The 15,951-nt window shown below is 59.3% G+C and carries 15 protein-coding genes; 7 read left to right on the forward strand and 8 right to left on the reverse strand.

Going from position 1 to position 15,951, the window contains the following annotated elements; all coding sequences use genetic code 11:
* Positions 1–62 precede the first annotated feature (62 nt).
* Entirely contained in the window at positions 63–1,481 is a 1,419-nt protein-coding gene (locus tag AC06G8_RS06735) for a S41 family peptidase (RefSeq protein ID WP_480284799.1), read from the forward strand.
* Positions 1,482–1,619: 138 nt separating this feature from the next.
* Here the strand turns inward: AC06G8_RS06735 and map are convergent, their stop codons facing one another.
* Both map and AC06G8_RS06745 read right to left on the reverse strand, forming a co-directional pair.
* Complete coding sequence (map, locus tag AC06G8_RS06740; protein WP_447664894.1) at positions 1,620–2,369, reverse strand: type I methionyl aminopeptidase; 750 nt, start codon at positions 2,367–2,369, stop codon at positions 1,620–1,622.
* Positions 2,370–2,533: 164 nt separating this feature from the next.
* Positions 2,534–2,749, reverse strand: a complete 216-nt coding sequence (locus AC06G8_RS06745; RefSeq protein ID WP_447664895.1) for a hypothetical protein — start codon at positions 2,747–2,749, stop codon at positions 2,534–2,536.
* Between the two features lie 165 nt (positions 2,750–2,914).
* Between AC06G8_RS06745 and AC06G8_RS06750 the strand changes: the two genes are divergently transcribed.
* On the forward strand, positions 2,915–4,021 hold the full coding sequence (locus tag AC06G8_RS06750) for a M24 family metallopeptidase (protein WP_480284800.1): 1,107 nt from the start codon (positions 2,915–2,917) through the stop codon (positions 4,019–4,021).
* Positions 4,022–4,168: 147 nt separating this feature from the next.
* On the opposite strand, the gene AC06G8_RS06755 is transcribed toward AC06G8_RS06750, so the two are convergent.
* Positions 4,169–4,645, reverse strand: a complete 477-nt coding sequence (locus AC06G8_RS06755; RefSeq protein WP_447664898.1) for a cupin domain-containing protein — start codon at positions 4,643–4,645, stop codon at positions 4,169–4,171.
* A 182-nt stretch (positions 4,646–4,827) separates the two neighbouring features.
* Between AC06G8_RS06755 and AC06G8_RS06760 the strand changes: the two genes are divergently transcribed.
* Together AC06G8_RS06760 and AC06G8_RS06765 are read left to right on the forward strand one after the other, a co-directional pair.
* Entirely contained in the window at positions 4,828–6,372 is a 1,545-nt protein-coding gene (locus AC06G8_RS06760; RefSeq protein WP_480284801.1) for a stalk domain-containing protein, read from the forward strand.
* 249 nt (positions 6,373–6,621) lie between these two features.
* Positions 6,622–8,412, forward strand: coding sequence for a B12-binding domain-containing radical SAM protein (locus AC06G8_RS06765; protein WP_480284802.1), 1,791 nt, complete (start codon positions 6,622–6,624; stop codon positions 8,410–8,412).
* A gap of 205 nt (positions 8,413–8,617) precedes the next feature.
* Here AC06G8_RS06765 and AC06G8_RS06770 read toward each other — a convergent pair whose 3' ends face one another.
* From AC06G8_RS06770 to mnmL, 4 genes are all read right to left on the reverse strand, one after another.
* Positions 8,618–9,592, reverse strand: a complete 975-nt coding sequence (locus tag AC06G8_RS06770; protein WP_447664903.1) for a type I phosphomannose isomerase catalytic subunit — start codon at positions 9,590–9,592, stop codon at positions 8,618–8,620.
* A gap of 64 nt (positions 9,593–9,656) precedes the next feature.
* Positions 9,657–10,055 carry a VOC family protein gene (locus tag AC06G8_RS06775; RefSeq protein ID WP_447664904.1) on the reverse strand — a complete coding sequence of 133 codons (399 nt, stop codon included), beginning with the start codon at positions 10,053–10,055 and terminating at the stop codon, positions 9,657–9,659.
* A 17-nt stretch (positions 10,056–10,072) separates the two neighbouring features.
* Positions 10,073–10,666 (reverse strand): tRNA 5-(aminomethyl)-2-thiouridylate-methyltransferase MnmM, encoded by a 594-nt coding sequence (gene mnmM / locus AC06G8_RS06780; RefSeq protein WP_480284803.1) that lies wholly within the window; start codon positions 10,664–10,666, stop codon positions 10,073–10,075.
* Positions 10,666–11,799: a tRNA modification radical SAM protein MnmL/YtqA gene (gene mnmL, locus AC06G8_RS06785; RefSeq protein WP_480284804.1), complete on the reverse strand. Its 1,134-nt coding sequence runs from the start codon at positions 11,797–11,799 to the stop codon at positions 10,666–10,668. The genes mnmM and mnmL overlap by 1 nt, the downstream gene beginning before the upstream one ends.
* A gap of 315 nt (positions 11,800–12,114) precedes the next feature.
* Between mnmL and AC06G8_RS06790 the strand changes: the two genes are divergently transcribed.
* Positions 12,115–12,309 carry a hypothetical protein gene (locus tag AC06G8_RS06790; protein WP_480284805.1) on the forward strand — a complete coding sequence of 65 codons (195 nt, stop codon included), beginning with the start codon at positions 12,115–12,117 and terminating at the stop codon, positions 12,307–12,309.
* A gap of 154 nt (positions 12,310–12,463) precedes the next feature.
* Entirely contained in the window at positions 12,464–13,255 is a 792-nt protein-coding gene (gene trmB, locus AC06G8_RS06795) for a tRNA (guanosine(46)-N7)-methyltransferase TrmB (protein WP_480284806.1), read from the forward strand.
* Between the two features lie 101 nt (positions 13,256–13,356).
* Here the strand turns inward: trmB and AC06G8_RS06800 are convergent, their stop codons facing one another.
* Positions 13,357–13,923 (reverse strand): phosphatase PAP2 family protein, encoded by a 567-nt coding sequence (locus AC06G8_RS06800; protein ID WP_480284807.1) that lies wholly within the window; start codon positions 13,921–13,923, stop codon positions 13,357–13,359.
* A 589-nt stretch (positions 13,924–14,512) separates the two neighbouring features.
* Between AC06G8_RS06800 and AC06G8_RS06805 the strand changes: the two genes are divergently transcribed.
* The gene (locus AC06G8_RS06805; protein ID WP_447664912.1) at positions 14,513–15,757 is read left to right on the forward strand and encodes a glycosyltransferase family 2 protein; all 1,245 of its coding nucleotides are present in this window, start codon (positions 14,513–14,515) and stop codon (positions 15,755–15,757) included.
* Positions 15,758–15,951 lie beyond the last annotated feature (194 nt).

Here is a 15,951-nt window from a genome sequence, read left to right on the forward strand (position 1 = left end):
GTCGGGATACCGATTCGGGCAGGAGAACAACAGCCCAGGCGGGCGGAGCGGAGAGATCAGACATGAAGCAAATGCGCAGCGAGGCTGCCAGGCAGCGCTTTGTCACCTGGTGCGTCGCAGGGGCGATCGCGGCCTTGGCGATCGGATTCGGAGCGGGAAGGCTGTCGATGGTCATCCAGTATCCGGTGATCAAGGAAAAGGTATTCGGCAATTTCAACGCCTCTTATAAAGAAATCAAGAAGGATTTTCTGTTCGGGACGAAGCCCGACGAGCTGCTGAACGGGGCGGCGAAGGGAATGGTGGCGGCTCTGGGCGACCCTTACTCCACCTATATGCCGGGAAGCGAAGGCGAGGATTATATCCAGAGCTACCAGCCGGAGTTTGTCGGCATCGGGGTGCAGGTGCGCCAAGAGGAGGACCGCTACCTGATCGACAGCGTCATGAAGGGAACTCCGGCCGAGAAGGGCGGCGTGCTGGCTGGCGACGAGATTACGGCTGTCGACGGCACGCCGGTCAAGGGCGTCACGATGGAAAAGCTCGTCAGCCTGCTGCGCGGCGAGAAGGGGAGCAAGGTCAAGGTGACGCTGTCCCGGACCGGCAGCCAGCCGCTTACGGTGGAGCTCACGCGCGCGCCGATTCCGGTTACGACCGTTACCTCTGCGATGCTGGAGGGAGGCGTCGGAGAGATCGTCATCAGCCGGTTCGCCGAGTCGACGGCCAAGGAATTCAACAAATCGTTCGAGGAGCTGCAGAAGAAGGGGATGAAAAAACTCGTCCTCGATCTCCGCTCCAATCCGGGCGGCCTGCTCGTGCCGACAATCGACATCGCGAACAAGCTGATTCCGAAGGGCAAGATGATTCTGGAGGTCGACTACAAGGACGACAAGAAAGTCCAGAAATACTACTCCAAGCAGAAGACAGCCTTGGATCTTCCCATCGTCGTTCTCGTCAACGGGCAGACGGCCAGCGCGGCCGAGGTCCTCTCGGCCGCTCTCAAGGAATCGGCAGGCGCCAAGGTCATCGGCACGACGACGTTCGGCAAGGGCATCGTGCAGAGCTTCGGGCAGTACAAGGACAATTCCGTGCTCAAGCTGACCGAGGCCCAGTGGAAAACGCCGAATGGAGAGTGGATCCACAAGAAGGGCGTGAAGCCGGATGAATCGGTGGATCTTCCTGCGTATGCATCCCTGCCGGCTCTTCCATCCGGGGAGGAGCTGAAGAAAGGCGACTACGGCGATCATGTCAAGACGCTCCAGTCCATGCTGGAGGCGCTCGGCTACGGCGCGGCGGCTCAGCCTGGCGTGTTCGGGGAGAAGACCGACGCGGACGTCAGGAGCTTCCAGACCCGCAGCAAGATCGACGCTACCGGCGTCGTCACGGACCGGACGGCTTATATGCTGATGGATCAGCTGCGGACCAAGCTGCAGCAGGAGGATCCGCAGAAGAAGGCCGCTCTCAAGGCCATATCCGACGCGGGCTGATCCTATGTTTTCCTGCCAGGGGGAAGAGGGTTATGCGGCTCCCGGCAGATCGTCCAATCCGCTTGCACCTAAAAAAGCCCGTTGTCCGGCTCTTCCGGACAACGGGCTTTTGCTCGCTGGATGGGGCATGCGCATAGGCTACTGCTGCGTCAGAATAAGCGGTCCGCCTTCCTGGATGACGAGCGTATGCTCGTATTGGGCGGAGCGCTTGCCGTCCATCGTGCGGCAGGTCCAGCCGTCGGAGTCGATGAACATCTGCCAGGTGCCTTCATTGATCATCGGCTCGATCGTGAGCACCATGCCTTCCTTCAGGCGGAAGCCTTTGCCGGGCTTGCCGACATGGGCGAAGTTCGGCTCTTCATGAAGCTCCCGTCCGACGCCGTGGCCGAGCAGATCCCTTACGACCGAGAATCCGTTCTCCTCGGCATGCTTCTGCACCGCGTGCATGACATCGCCGATCTTCTTGCCGGGCTGCGCTTCGCGGATGCCGATATCGAGGCATTCCTTGGTCACTTCCATCAGCCGGCGGGCGTTGTCAGGCAGCTCGCCTACCGCATAGGTCCATGCCGAATCGCCGATCCAGCCGTCTGCCTGAACAACGATATCGATCGTGCACAGATCGCCTTCGGCAAGCGGCGCATCGCTCGGGAAGCCATGGGCGATCACGTCGTTGACGGAAGCGCAAGTGGCGTATTTGTATCCTTTATATCCGATCGTATAAGGAATCGCATCCTGGCTTCGGATATAAGCCTCGACATGGCGCTCGATATCCATAGTCGTGATCCCTGGTGCGATCATGGCCGCAATCTGCCTGTGGCATTCCGCCACGATGGCGCCGGCACGCCTCATCTGAGAAATTTCTTCGGGTGTTCTTAGCTTAATTGACATTGCTTGCTCAGCCTCTCTTTCCTGGCGCTCGTTGCTCATTCCTTGCCCTTCCCTTTACGTTACTCCCGCCGGGGATGTCCGGTCAACTGCGCTTACGGCGGAGAAGGACGAAAAAAACCGCCGGAGCGTTCCGGCAGTTCTTCGTACGGCTTCAGGCTGGAAGATCATTCCTGGCGAGCCCGATCGCTCTGCTGCTGAGTGCGGCTCTCCGCTTCCCGGACTTGCTCGGAATGGTCGGACAAATAGCTGCCGTGACGCCGATCCCCCCGGCGGCGAGCCCACAGCACCAGGATCACGACAATCGCGATCGTCAGCAGAATGGCCACTTTCAGGAAGCCGCCCAGAAACAGAAAGGCATTTTTCAAGAATTCCAATCTCATTCACCTCTTGCTCCTACCTTTCCCTTGTTCAACTCCGTCTACTCTCGGCTTCCCCTTGCATATAGGGCTGATTAGTGCCGAAATCCACAGGTCACTCCCGCCTTTGGTATGGTACAATGGCAGACGAGAGGTCAACCGCAGAAGAGAACCGGAGGTAATGTAACGATGGATACGCTTCCCTACAAGCATCGCTGGCTCAAAATGAAAGAGGCGCTGAATGCGTCCGGAATGGATCTGGCCATTCTGACCTCGCCGGCCAGCATATTTTACCTGACCGGCTTCTATAGCGATCCGCATGAGCGCTTCATGGCGCTCGTGATCGAGCCCGGCAAGGACGGTTATACGCTTCTGGTGCCTGCCCTCGACGAGGAGAGCGCCCGCGGGGCGGCCCAGGTCGGCAAGCTGGTAGGGATCGGCGATACGGATGATGCCTACGCTCTGCTGGAGAGGGAGACGGGGTCGCAGGCGTCGGTCGTCGGTGTAGAGAGCGCGCATCTGCGCTACTCGGGGTACTTGCAGCTGGCGCGGCTGTACGGCCAAGCGGCCTTCCGCGATGCAGAGCCGCTCGTCATGGGGCTTCGTCTGGTCAAGTCGGAAGGAGAAATCGAGCTCGTCAAGAAAGCCGTCGCCCTCGCGGAGCAAGTGCTTGCGGAGACGGTAGCCAAAGCCGCTCCCGGAGTGACCGAGCTGGAGCTCAATGCCGAGATCGAGTACCGGCTGCGCGTGCTCGGCGGCGACAAGCCGGCCTTCGAAACGAGCGTTCTCGGAGGCGTCAGGACCGCTCTGCCGCATGGCCGGTCCAGCTCCTACAAGCTGCAGGAGAACGACTTGCTTCTGATCGACATGGGCGTCTACAAGGACGGGTACTGCTCCGATATTACCCGCACGTTCCTGATCGGGGAAGGTACGGACTCGCAGCATCGCATCTATGAATCGGTGCTCAAGGCCAACCGCAGCGCCTTGGCCGCCGTGAAGGCGGGAAGACCGCTCGCAGAGGTGGACCGGGCGGCGCGCGGCGTGATCGGAGGGGACGGATACGGATTCTACTTTACGCATCGTACCGGCCATGGCATGGGGATCGACGTCCATGAGCAGCCGTCCGTGCATGGAGAGAACATGACGCTCATGCAGGCGGGCCTGCTCTTCACCATCGAGCCCGGCATTTACATTCCGGCGATCGGCGGAGTCCGCATCGAGGATGACGTCTATATCGGGCTTGACGGGCAGCCTGTCGTCCTGACGTCGTATCCGCGGGAGCTCACCCGCCTGTAGAGTCTGCCCGCACGTCCTTCCGGATGCATCTTCACGGGGCAGCATGGCAGCCGCCGCGCGTCTGCCGGCGGGTTCTTATCCACGAAAAAAGCTGTTCCCGGGGCCTCGATGCCGAGGCTTGGCGGGAACAGCTTTTTTTCGTTGCTCCTACTCTTCGCCGGGAGCGTCGATCATCGAGAAATCATCGTAGTGGAATGCCGGCGCCACGATGCAGGTGACGAGCACAGGCTCGTCTCCGGCCGGCCGGGCCGTCTGCCAGGCACCCGCGGGGACAAGCGCCTGCGGAGTCTGTCCGGCTGCGATGTCCAGGCCGAGGATGAACGTCTCCGAGGCTTCGGGCTTGTCTCCATGCCCGCCGATCGTGAGCTCGAGCGGCCCGCCTGCGTGGAACAGCCAGAGCTCGTCGGAGAGCACCTTGTGCCACGCGGATTCCTCGCCCGGATGCAGCAGGAAGTAGACGGAGCTGGCGGCAGCCCTCGCGCCGGAATAGCGGTCTCCAAGCACTTCATGGGGAATTTGATAGGAAGCTTTCCAAATTTCCTTGAACCAGCCGCCTTCGATGTGGCGGTCCATGTCAAGAAGCTCCACAAAGGGAGACGGGGATGTCGGGACGGTCATGGTCATTCATTCTCCTTATCGCGTTGGAATGCGTGTTTTTCTACTATAGCATGCGCGCGGCGGCGATTCCAAACAACGGCGGATTCGATAGATTCATGTACACATTCTCATAGACAACCTCGGACCGGCGGTGGTAAGATACGGGAAGTTTACTAATCGCCGGTTGTGGAGAGAGGTTGAATCCAGACATGAAACTATTCGGAGAACTTCTCCGTCCAGCCGCCGCCTTGCTGACAGCGCCCGTGCTGGCCGCCGCCTTGCTTGCGCTTCCTGCCGCTCCGGCGGCAGCGGCAGCTGGACAAGCGGTATCCGCGCAGGCTCAGCCGATCGTCATCATGCTCGACGGCAAGAAGCTTGCCGTGCGGATGAGTCCGGTCATTCTGAAGGGATCGATCATGGTTCCGATGAAGGATATTTTCAAGGCGCTCGGAAGCGAGCTGAGCTGGGATTCCAAGACGAGGACGCTGCTTGCGAGCAGCGGAGGCTACTTCAGCATGTCCCTCAAGGTTGGAGCTTCCCATGCCGTCGTGAACGGCAAATCCGTGAAGCTGGATAGCCCGGCCGCGATTCTGAACGGGACTACATTCGTCCCGATCCGCTTCGTCAGCGAGACGATGGGAGCCGAAGTGAAGTGGGATGCCAAATCCCGCATCGTCCGGATCTCTTCGGAGGAAGCCCAGCTTGAGGCCGCCGTCGCGAAAGCCGAGAAGGAACGCGCGTCGCGGCGTCTGACGACGGCGCAGATCGTCGCCAAGAACGACGACAGCGTCGTTCTGATCCAGACCGATTACGGACAAGGAAGCGGCGTTGTCGCCGGTCCGCGCCTCATCCTGACGAATCTGCATGTCATGAAGGACGCCAAGTCGGGCAAAATCATGACGAACGACGGCCGCTCGATCGACATCCAGGGAGTCGCCGCCACGGATGAGAAGAACGATCTTGCGCTCGTATTGACCAAGCAGGATATGGATCTGGTACCGATTGTATTCGGAAGCTTCGACGACGTGCAGAAGGGCGATTCCGTCGTCGCGATCGGCAGCCCTCTCGGACTGCAGAACACCGTGTCGGAAGGGTTGATCAGCAATATCGGCTATGACGATGGAAGCTTCTATTACCAAGTGAGCACGCCGATCGACCATGGCAGCTCAGGCGGAGGCTTGTTCAACCAGTACGGGGAGCTCATCGGCCTGACGACTTCCGGCTATGACGACACGACGGCAGACCTCAACTTCGCGACTTCCTCCGAGGACGCCGAAAATCTGCTGCGCACCGCGAAGTTCGACGCAGCCAAGGTCGGGTTCCTCAAGCCGTCGCTGCCGGACAGTATGGAAGGGGCTTCGCTGGACGAGATCGCGGCACTGATGAAGAAGGAATTCGGCAGCATTCAGGGCAGCGACGGCAACCTGGCGCTGACCAGCTGGAAGGCGGAGCGGGATGCGGCAGGCTGGCTGGTCATCCAGGCGGACGTCAATCCGGATTTCTATGATTACTACGGCTCCAAGATGCAGAAGGATCTCCGCATGTGGGGAACGAACACTTCCTATGAGCTGCACAGCATGCTGCCCAAAGAGAAGATCCAGCTCGTCCTGATGTACGGCAAGCAAGTGGATTTCGAGCCGCGCGGTTATGCGGCCGGCGAAGCGACGGCTGCCGCGGACGGCAAGTGGAGCATCCGTTATGCCGTTCTGGATGTCCAGTTCAAGGAAGACATGCTCATCAAGCTTCGCGGCTGATCATCGGACTCATACCGCCTCCGGACCCCAGGTCCGGAGGTTTTTTATCGGCGGAAAACCGGCTTGAAGGCGGACGCCGGCGCTCCTCCGGAACATTCCAGCTGCTCGGCTGCTTCGGAGGGATCATAGGCTCCTCGTCTATAGCTCGCTGATTTTGACGCGGGAGAGACGGTTTCCAGGGCTCCCTCTCTTCTTTTTCGCTCCGAAGTTGGGTAGAATGGGAGAATGACGATTGCAAAGAGGGATTCCATGAAAGTAGTATTAACGACACTCAACGCCAAATTCATCCACACCTCGCTCGCGCTCCGCAGCCTGAAGGCCTATGCGGAGAAGGACTTCCCGATCGAGATTGCCGAATATACGATCAAGGATCCGGTGATGAACATCGTTTCCGATCTGTACAGCAAAAATCCGGATGTCATCGGCTTCTCCGTCTACATCTGGAACATCGAGGAGACGATCAAGGTCATCCGGATTCTGCGCAAGATCGCACCGGACGTGCGGATCGTGATGGGTGGACCCGAAGTCAGCTACGATACGGCCGAATGGATGGAGAAGCTGCCTGAGGTCGATTTCATCATCTTCGGAGAAGGGGAGGAGACGTTCCACCATCTCCTGCAGGAGATCGACGGCGATGGCAAATACCATCTCGTCTTCGGACTTGCTTATCGCAAGCTGCGGGAGAACGGGCCGGAGGTGCTGGTCAACATAGGCCGTCCCAAGCTGAATCTGGCCGAGCTGCCGAGCCCGCACCGATTCCCGGAAGACCGCGAATCGCTCGCGAACCGGGTCGTCTACTTCGAGACGAGCCGCGGCTGCCCGTTCAGCTGCTCGTTCTGCCTGTCCAGCATCGAGGTCGGCGTCCGGTATTTCGATATCGAGAGGACCAAGGCGGACCTGCTCTACCTCATCGAGGCGGGAGCCAAGACGATCAAGTTCGTCGACCGCACGTTCAATATCAAGCGCGACTACGCGCTGGAGATGTTCAAGTTCCTGATCGAGAATCACGGCGGCTGCGTATTCCAGTTCGAGATTACGGCCGACATCATGCGTCCCGAGGTGCTGGATTATCTCGCCGAGCATGCGCCGCCGGGCATCTTCCGCTTCGAGATCGGGGTCCAATCGACCAACGACGTGACCAACGAGGCGGTTCAGCGCCGCCAGAACTGGAACAAGCTCGTGCGCACGGTGACCAAGGTCAAGGAATCGGGCAAGATCGACCAGCATCTCGATCTCATCGCCGGCCTGCCGCATGAAGATTACGATACGTTCCGCAAGACGTTCAACGACGTCTTCGACCTGCGGCCGGAGGAGCTCCAGCTGGGCTTCCTTAAAATGCTGCGCGGCACCGGACTGCGGCTCGACGCCGACAAATACGGTTATGTATACGCGGATCAGGCGCCTTACGAGATTCTCGGCAACAATCTGATGCCGTTCTCCGACCTGATCCGGATCAAGCGGGTGGAGGACGTCCTGGAGAAGTACTGGAATGCCCATCGCATGGACCGCACGCTGCTGTACCTGATCGAGCGGGTATTCCCTTCGGCCTTCGATTTCTTCCAGCAGTATGGGGACTACTGGGAGCGCAGAGGCTGGGAGAGGATCGGCCATCAGCTGGAGGATCTGTTCTCCCGCCTGAAGGGCTTCCTGAACTCCGGAGAAGCTCCGGCCGGCTTTGACCGCGACGTCGTGGAAGGCCTGATGAAGTACGACTACTTCCTGGGCCATAACCACAAGCCCCGCAAGGTATGGTGGGACTTCACGATGGACAAGCAGGAAATGGGCGGCTGGATGCGCCTGCTCGGGGAGCATCCGGAGGATGTATCGCCGGCATTCGCCGCTCTCGGTCTCGGGGAGAAGGAGCTCCAGAAGCATGCGGTGCTGGAGAAGCTGCCGTTCGATCTGGAGCAGTTCCTGGCGACGGGAGAGATCGACCGCAGTTCCGGCACGCTGCTGGTCGTCCTGTATGGAGTGTCCGGCAAGCGAGGCGGCTCGGCTTACTGCCTGCGCTTGAGCGAGGGAGCGGTAGCGGCCGGGTAAGCGGCTGACGGATAACGGCTTGGCAAGGGAACAACAATCCTGCTGAGCGGAGTGAATAGGAGAACCATTCGGATTGCCGCAGTTGCGGGAGCCGGATGGTTTTTTTTCTATCCATCAGTTTTTCCTGGCATGAAAAGGAGCTGTACGGAGCAGGATTGCCTGCTCTCGTACAGCTCCTTTGATAATATGGCGGCTTGACCCTGTATCAGGGAACGAGGCTGCGGATGACGGTCATCTCGCCGTCCAACTCGCAGCTGCCGAGTGTGGCCGGTAGGAGGAAGCATTCGCCGGCTTTGACAGCTTGCGATTGTCCTTCGCCCCAGGCAATGCTTCCTTGGCCTTCGGCGATGACGAGGATGACGAAGCTGTCGGCCGAGACAGCCAGCTGCCAGGATCCGCGGACGACGCCTTTGTCCACCAGGAAATAAGGGGATTCCGCGATCGTCAGCCAGCTGCCCGGCTGCGCGTCCTCCGTGCTCATGCGGGTCGCTCCGGCTCCTTCATAGGCGATGACGTTGAGGGAATCCTCGACATGCAGCTCGCGAAGCTGGCCGTCAAGCCCGGGGCGCTTGTAGTCGTAGAGGCGGTAGGTCGTATCCGAGTTCTGCTGGATCTCGGCGACGACGACGCCGGCGCACAGGGCGTGAACGGTTCCTGCCGGTATGTAAAAGGCGTCGCCCGCCTTGACCGTCACTTCCTGCAGAGCGTCCATGACGCGGTCCTCGTCGATGGCCTGCTGCAGTCCGGCACGGTCGATGCCTTCTTTGAGGCCGTAGATGATTTTGGCGCCCGGCTTGGCGTCGAGAATGTACCACATCTCGGTCTTGCCGAGCTCGCCGGCCGGGAGACGGTCGTAGCTGTCAGTTGGATGGACCTGCACGGACAGATCGTCATTGCAGTCGAGCAGCTTGATCAGCAGCGGGAAACGGCCGTTTTTCTCGGAGAAGCCCTTGCTGCCGAACCATTCCCGTCCGTACTGCTCGCGGATCTCGTCCAGGCCGAGCCCGTCCAGCGGCCCGCCGAGCACTTTGGTCGTGCCGTTCGGATGGTCGCCGATCATCCAGCCTTCGCCGATAGGGCCTTCCGGAAGTTCTAGGCCGAATTGCTCCAGCGCCCGTCCGCCCCATACGCGTTCTTTCATTTCCGGCTTGAATTGCAAAGGATAAGGGTTGACAGTCATCGTTCATCCGCTCCTGTTCTCTATCTGTTAAGTAGGATTCCTTGGGATCTATGAATGGACCGGGTTACTCGGGACGAGCTCCCGGCTGGAACAGCTCCAGAAGCTCACCGTCGGGACCGTAGAAGAAGAAGTATCGGGCTCCGTTCGGAAGCGTCGTCAGCTCGGTGTCCCGCAGCGGAATGCCCATCCGCTTGATGCGGGCGAATTCGGCTTCCACGTCATCGACGGTGAACGCGATGTGGTGGGTTTTGCCTTCTGCTGGAAGGCTGTCATCATAGCCCTCGATCAGCTCCAGCTCCGTTTCCTCCGAGCCGGGGAATCTCAGGAAAGCCAGGCGGATCTTGCCGTCGCTGTGGGGAAGAGTGTACGTATGCTCCATTCCCAGCACTTGCTTGTAGAAGTCGATCGATGCTTCGAGCGATGCGGTCATGACGCCGACATGCTCCAGTTTGCGGATTGCCATCTTGTTCATCAGCCTCCTTAAGTTAGTTGCCGTTTCTCGATGCCGAGCGCATAAGGCGCCGAGTGCTTCTGCGCCATCCGGTACAGGACGGTTTGCGCGCGGGCGGACGGAAGAGCGGAAGCCCAGGCCAGGACGGCATCGGCTTCCGCCTCGCCGCCGGGATGGCCCGGATACAGCACGCAGGCGAGAATGCCTCCCGGACGAAGCAGCTCCATCGCCGCCTCCATGGCGGCAAGGGTGGAAGCGGGCTGCGTCGCGATGCTGCGGTCGGAGCCCTCGCCGGGCAGGTAGCCGAGATTGAACAGAACGGCGGCGATCCGGCCGCGATCCTCATCCGGTACTGCCATGCCCATCTCGGCATGGCTGCGCAGATGCAGGCTTGCCGCCGGCAGCTTGCCGCTGTCGCCGAGCGGAGCCAGCCGCTCCTCGGTCCGGCGGATGGCATCACCCTGGACATCGAAGCCGATGAGCTTGCCGCGAGGTCCGACCAGCTCCGCCAGGAAGCGGGCGTCCACTCCGCCGCCGAGAGTCGCGTCGATGACGGCGTCGCCAGGCTGCACTCTTTCCCGTACCCAGCTGTGGGCCGCGCCGATGACGGACAGGAAGCCCATCAGCTATTCGCCTCTTCGTGAAGCTGCGTGGAGAGAACTGGCGCCGAGCATGGCTCTGCGGCTTGCGCGGCAGCTTGCATCAGCTTCGCATAACGCGCCGAGTTCATCTTGCGGGCCGGCTTCGTGAGCGCCGGACCAACGGCTGCGGCCGCTGCGAGCGGCACCGCCGCTTCCGGCTGCCAAAGGCGGCCCTGCCAGGTGTCCCGGCGCTTCAGCTCGTCGTCGAAAGCGTTGAGCACCTCCCATTTCTTGAGGCTCCAGGTCGGCCCGATCAGCAGGTCGCGCGGAGCGTCTCCGGTCAGCCGGTGAACGATCATCTCCGGAGGGAGGAATTCCAGCGTGTCGACGACAAGATTGACGTACTCGTCCATCTCCAGGAACCGGAGAAGTCCGGCCTCGTACTGCTTCACCATCGGCGTCTTGCGCATCAGGTGAAGGAGATGGATCTTGATTCCCTGCACATCCATGGCGGCGACCGCGCGTCCGGTGGCGAGCATCATTTCATGGGTTTCCTGCGGAAGCCCGTAGATGATATGGGCGCATACACGGATTCCGCGCGCCCGCAGCCTCGCCACCGCATCGAGGTAGCAGGCCGTGTCGTGGGCGCGGTTGATGAGGTCGGAGGTCGATTCGTGGATCGTCTGCAGCCCCATCTCAACCCACAGGTAGGTACGCTCGTTCAGCTCGGCGAGGTAATCGACGACGTCATCCGGCAGGCAGTCCGGCCGGGTGGCGATCGATAGTCCGACAACGCCGGGCTGGGCGAGAATCGTCTCGTAATAGTCCCGCAGCTCCTCGACAGGCGCGTACGTGTTCGTATAGGCCTGGAAGTAGCCGATATAGCGGGCGTCCGGCCATTTCTTGTGCTGGCGGTCGCGGATGGCGGCGAACTGCACCTCCAGGTCGTCGCGGCGCTTGCCCGCGAAGTCGCCCGAGCCCCGCGCGCTGCAGAACGTGCAGCCGCCGGTAGCGATCGTGCCGTCGCGGTTCGGGCATGTGAAGCCGGCGTCGAGCATGACCTTGAAGATCTTGCCGCCGAAATGGTCTCTCATCTCGTAATTCCATGTATGGAACCGCTTGTCTCCCCATATCATCGGGGAAGGGGATTGCGGCGTCGAATGCAGTGGATCCATGCTTGCTCCTTCCTTGCTGTGCGCCGGAATCAGGCGGCTGAATAACACCGCCTTGCGCATACGTTCTATTTTAGATGAAATCTCTCGTGAAAGCCATGGTCCAGAAGTAATCCGGGCGCAAGGAAGAAGCTGTCAGAAAAGATTTTGAAAGCGTTTAATTTAGGCTTGCAATACCTTACATGATGTGTTAAATTGAAAAAGAAAGAAGCCAGTTAAATCAAGGGTTTTTCGGCTCTCCAATCCTACTTTAGCCCTGGTTTTCATAAGCGTCGGCCAATTAGGGAACGCTGTAAAAAAATCCATGAGGTGATGGAAATGAGCACAGTCAAAATTCCCCACGGGGACGACAAGGTCACGGTTGAGCTGACGGTCAAGGAACTGATGGCGCTGGCTGGAATCCGGTTCCACGGAGACCGCAGGCTCGGGATAGACGCGCGCAGGAAGCTGAATTCCGTTTTGTCCGAGACGTACGAGCTGGAGCAGCCGATTCCGTACCAATTGCTTAATTAAGCCGGCCTGTCCGGCAGATTGCAGAGCGGCACCAAGCCGGGTTTCCGGTACGGGAGCCGCTTTTATTTTTTGGAGCCGCCGTCTTTACAACGCTCGCCGGATTGGGCACAATAAGATAGTTCATAGAAGAGACAGTGGAGGATGGCATCGATCAATGCGTTTACGTGGAAGAAAAGGAATCCGGGAGGAGCTTGAGGCGCTCCCGCAGCTGGTCGTGCTGGACGCGTCCGGCCTCAAGGGCAAGTGGAAAGAGTTTTTCGGCAACGACAAGCCGATCCATATCGAGCTGGGAATGGGCAAGGGACGCTTCATCAGCCAGCACAGCGTGCTGAATCCCGAGGTCAACTATATCGGCGTCGACATGTATGACGAGCTGATCCGCAGAGCGGCGGAGAAGGCTCTGGAAGCCCGCGCCGAAGCGGGACAGGAAGGTTATCCGCCGAACCTGGCCTTGCTCCGGGCGAACATCGAAGGAATCGGAGAGATGTTCGCGCCCGGCGAAATCGAACGGATCTATCTGAATTTCAGCGATCCTTGGCCGAAAGCGAAGCATGCGCGCCGCCGCCTCACGCATCCGCGCTTCCTGGAGCAATACTCGAACATTCTGAACGAGTACGGGGAGATCCATCAGAAGACCGATTCGCGCCTTCTGTTCGAATTCTCGCTCAACAGCTATGCGGAGACCGAGCTGCAGCTGCGGAACATCTCCCTGGATCTCCATCGCGAAGAGGTCCGCGAAGACCTTGTTCTGACGGAGTACGAGGGCAAGTTCATCAAGCAGGGAATGCCGATCCACCGCTGCGAGGCCGTAGTCGGGGCCAAGGCGCTGGCCGCCTACCGCGAGGAGAAGCAGGCGAAGCGCAGCCGCGAAGCCGCCAAGGAACGCGAGGATGCCGAGAAAGCCAGGCAGAAGGCCGGCGTTCCGCTCGGAACCGGCAGCGAATAGCGATAGGGATCAGGGCAGGAAGCCCTGACCCAGGAGAAAAGGCTGTCCCTCCGGAATGCGTTCCGGAGGGACAGCCTTTGTTCGTTTGCTTGATCCGGCGCTCAGACGGAGCTGCCTATGAATACGACCGCCAGCATAGCGGTGAACGTGCCGAGCAGCGCGCCTGCCCCGACATCCGATGGATAATGGAGCCCGAGATACATTCTCGACCAGCCGACCGAGCAGGCGATGACAAGGCCGGCGAACAGGGCAAGCGGGAAGGCGGTTCCCGACGCTGCGGCATATAGCAAAGGGACCGTCCAGGCGAATATGGCTGTCGTATGTCCCGAAGGGAAGGATGAATCCTCCAGGGGGCTCTTGCCGGTACGGACCCCCTCGAGCGCCTGATAAGGCCGCAGCCTCTTCATCGTGCGCTTGACGAGCGCGACGGGCAGATGGCTCGCGATGACGGCGATCAGGCTCTGCACGCCGGCGAGCCTCCAAGAGCCCGAGCCCAGCAGAACGAGCAGGGCGGAGGAGGCCAGCGTGAACGTGGCTCCGCCCAAATGGGTGACGGTCGACAGCCAGCGGCTGATGGCTGCATGCAGCCTGGCATCGGCAGGTCCGCGGTTGAGCCACAACAGCAGCCTCCGCTCCTTGGTCCGGAGCCATCCGATAATTTCGCCCATGCATTCGTCCTCCCCGAAAATGGCGTTATCCTATGATAACCTACACCGGCGCAAATGGAACAACCTCTGGTGTTATTTATCCTTTGCCTGGGCTTATTTTATCCTTCAATTGTTAGAAGAGGATTAAGAATTCTTAATGGAAGACGCTTTTGTGTCCCGGTCAAGGTTTTATTCTATTGTTGGGATGGTAATGATGGAGGAAGGTCCGGGCCGCGCAGGACTTGGGATCCCCGTTGTTTCCCTGTTGTTCACAGCTTCGACAAGACCTGCGTCGCTTGTCCGGAACTTTTCCCGCATGACAGTCGTAGTTAAGGACGAAAGCATCAAAACGCCAGCAAACGCACGAGAATGGCGGTTAAGGCACGCAATTAAGGGTATCCTACCCGTTAGCGGCTGATGCAAGCGTTTTTCTTGTTTGTTTGGGGCGTTGGGAACGATTTTCTGCTTTTGACAAAGAGCAGGGAACCGTGGAAAATCAGAATGGTCATTTTACAAAAAGCAGACACAGACAAAAAAACTAAAAAGAGAAAATGAGCCCGAACGTACAGAGAGAATATTAAAATTGGGGTCTCAAGGGGGCAACACTCGTATGATCGCTAATTCCGTTATGATCGCTTTGCAGATTTTCCTTGCTTTTATCGGCGTGTACCAGTTCGTTCTGGCGCTGTTCGGCATCCGCAGGAAAAAGAACCGCGTCCAGCACAAGCCGCAAAAATCGTTTGCCGTCCTGGTTGCCGCGCACAACGAAGAGAAAGTCGTCGGCGCATTGATCGACAACTTGAAAAACCTGGAATACCCGGAAGAGCTTTACGATGTGTTCGTCATTTGCGACAACTGCACGGACGGCACCGCGGACATCGCCCGGAGCATGGGCGTCAATGCCTGCGAGCGCCGCAACAATCAGCTCAAGGGCAAAGGCTACGCCATCGAGTGGATGCTCAAGGAACTGTGGGCGATGCCGCGCCAGTATGATGCTGTCGTCATGTTCGATGCCGACAACCTGGTCAAAACGGACTTCCTGACGCATATGAACAACGATCTCGTCGAAGGCCATCAGGTCATCCAGGGCTATCTGGATACGAAAAACCCGGACGATTCGTGGGTTACAGCCTCGTACGGCATCACGTATTGGTATTGCAACCGCCTCTGGCAGCTGTCCCGTAAAAACCTCGGCATGGCCAACTTCCTCGGCGGAACAGGCATGACGTTCGACACCGCGCTGCTCAAAGAAATGGGATGGGGCGCCACCAGCCTCGTCGAGGACCTTGAGTTCTCCATGCGCTGCGTTCAGCGGGGCGTCCATCCGGTGCTCAACTACGATGCCAAGGTTTACGACGAAAAGCCGGTCAGCTTCAAGGCTTCGGCCCGCCAGCGCCTCCGCTGGATGCAGGGGCACTTCACGGTTGCCCGCCATTATTTCTTCCCGCTGCTCTGGGCGAGCATCAAGGAACGCAATTTCGTCAAGTTCGATGCGGCGCTCTATTCCATCTCTGCCTACACGACGTTCCTTGGTTTCGTCGGCACGGCGATGATCTGGATCGACAACATCATTCCGGCTGACAATGTCTTTACTTCGATTTACGCGTATCTGCCTGTCTGGGCGGCTGGAGCCGCATTCCTCGCGGCTGCGGTGATGTTCCCGCTCGTCATGGCTCTGGAAGGCATCAAATCCGGCAAGATGTATGCCCATCTCGTCTCCATGATCTTCTTCCAGCTGAGCTGGCTGCCGATTACGTTCTATGCGTTCTTCACGCAGAACAACAAGCAATGGAGCCATACGCAGCATACGCGCGTCATCCGTCTGGAAGAAGTGCAGAGCAAGCAGGCTTCCTAATTGTCCGGCGCTGCCTTTCATGCAATGGGAATGATGGTTGACATGCATTGTCGGGCATGATATAGTAGTCAAAGTTGTTTTCCAATATCTTTCGCATAAGCAGAAGCACCCGCTTCTCACCTGACCGATTGCTGTCGGCTGGTCGGCGATACCTGTAGCCGGATGGCTCTCCTTGCGAGAAGCGCATCCGCCCA

The organism is Paenibacillus sp. SJS-P3 (genome assembly GCF_056711585.1).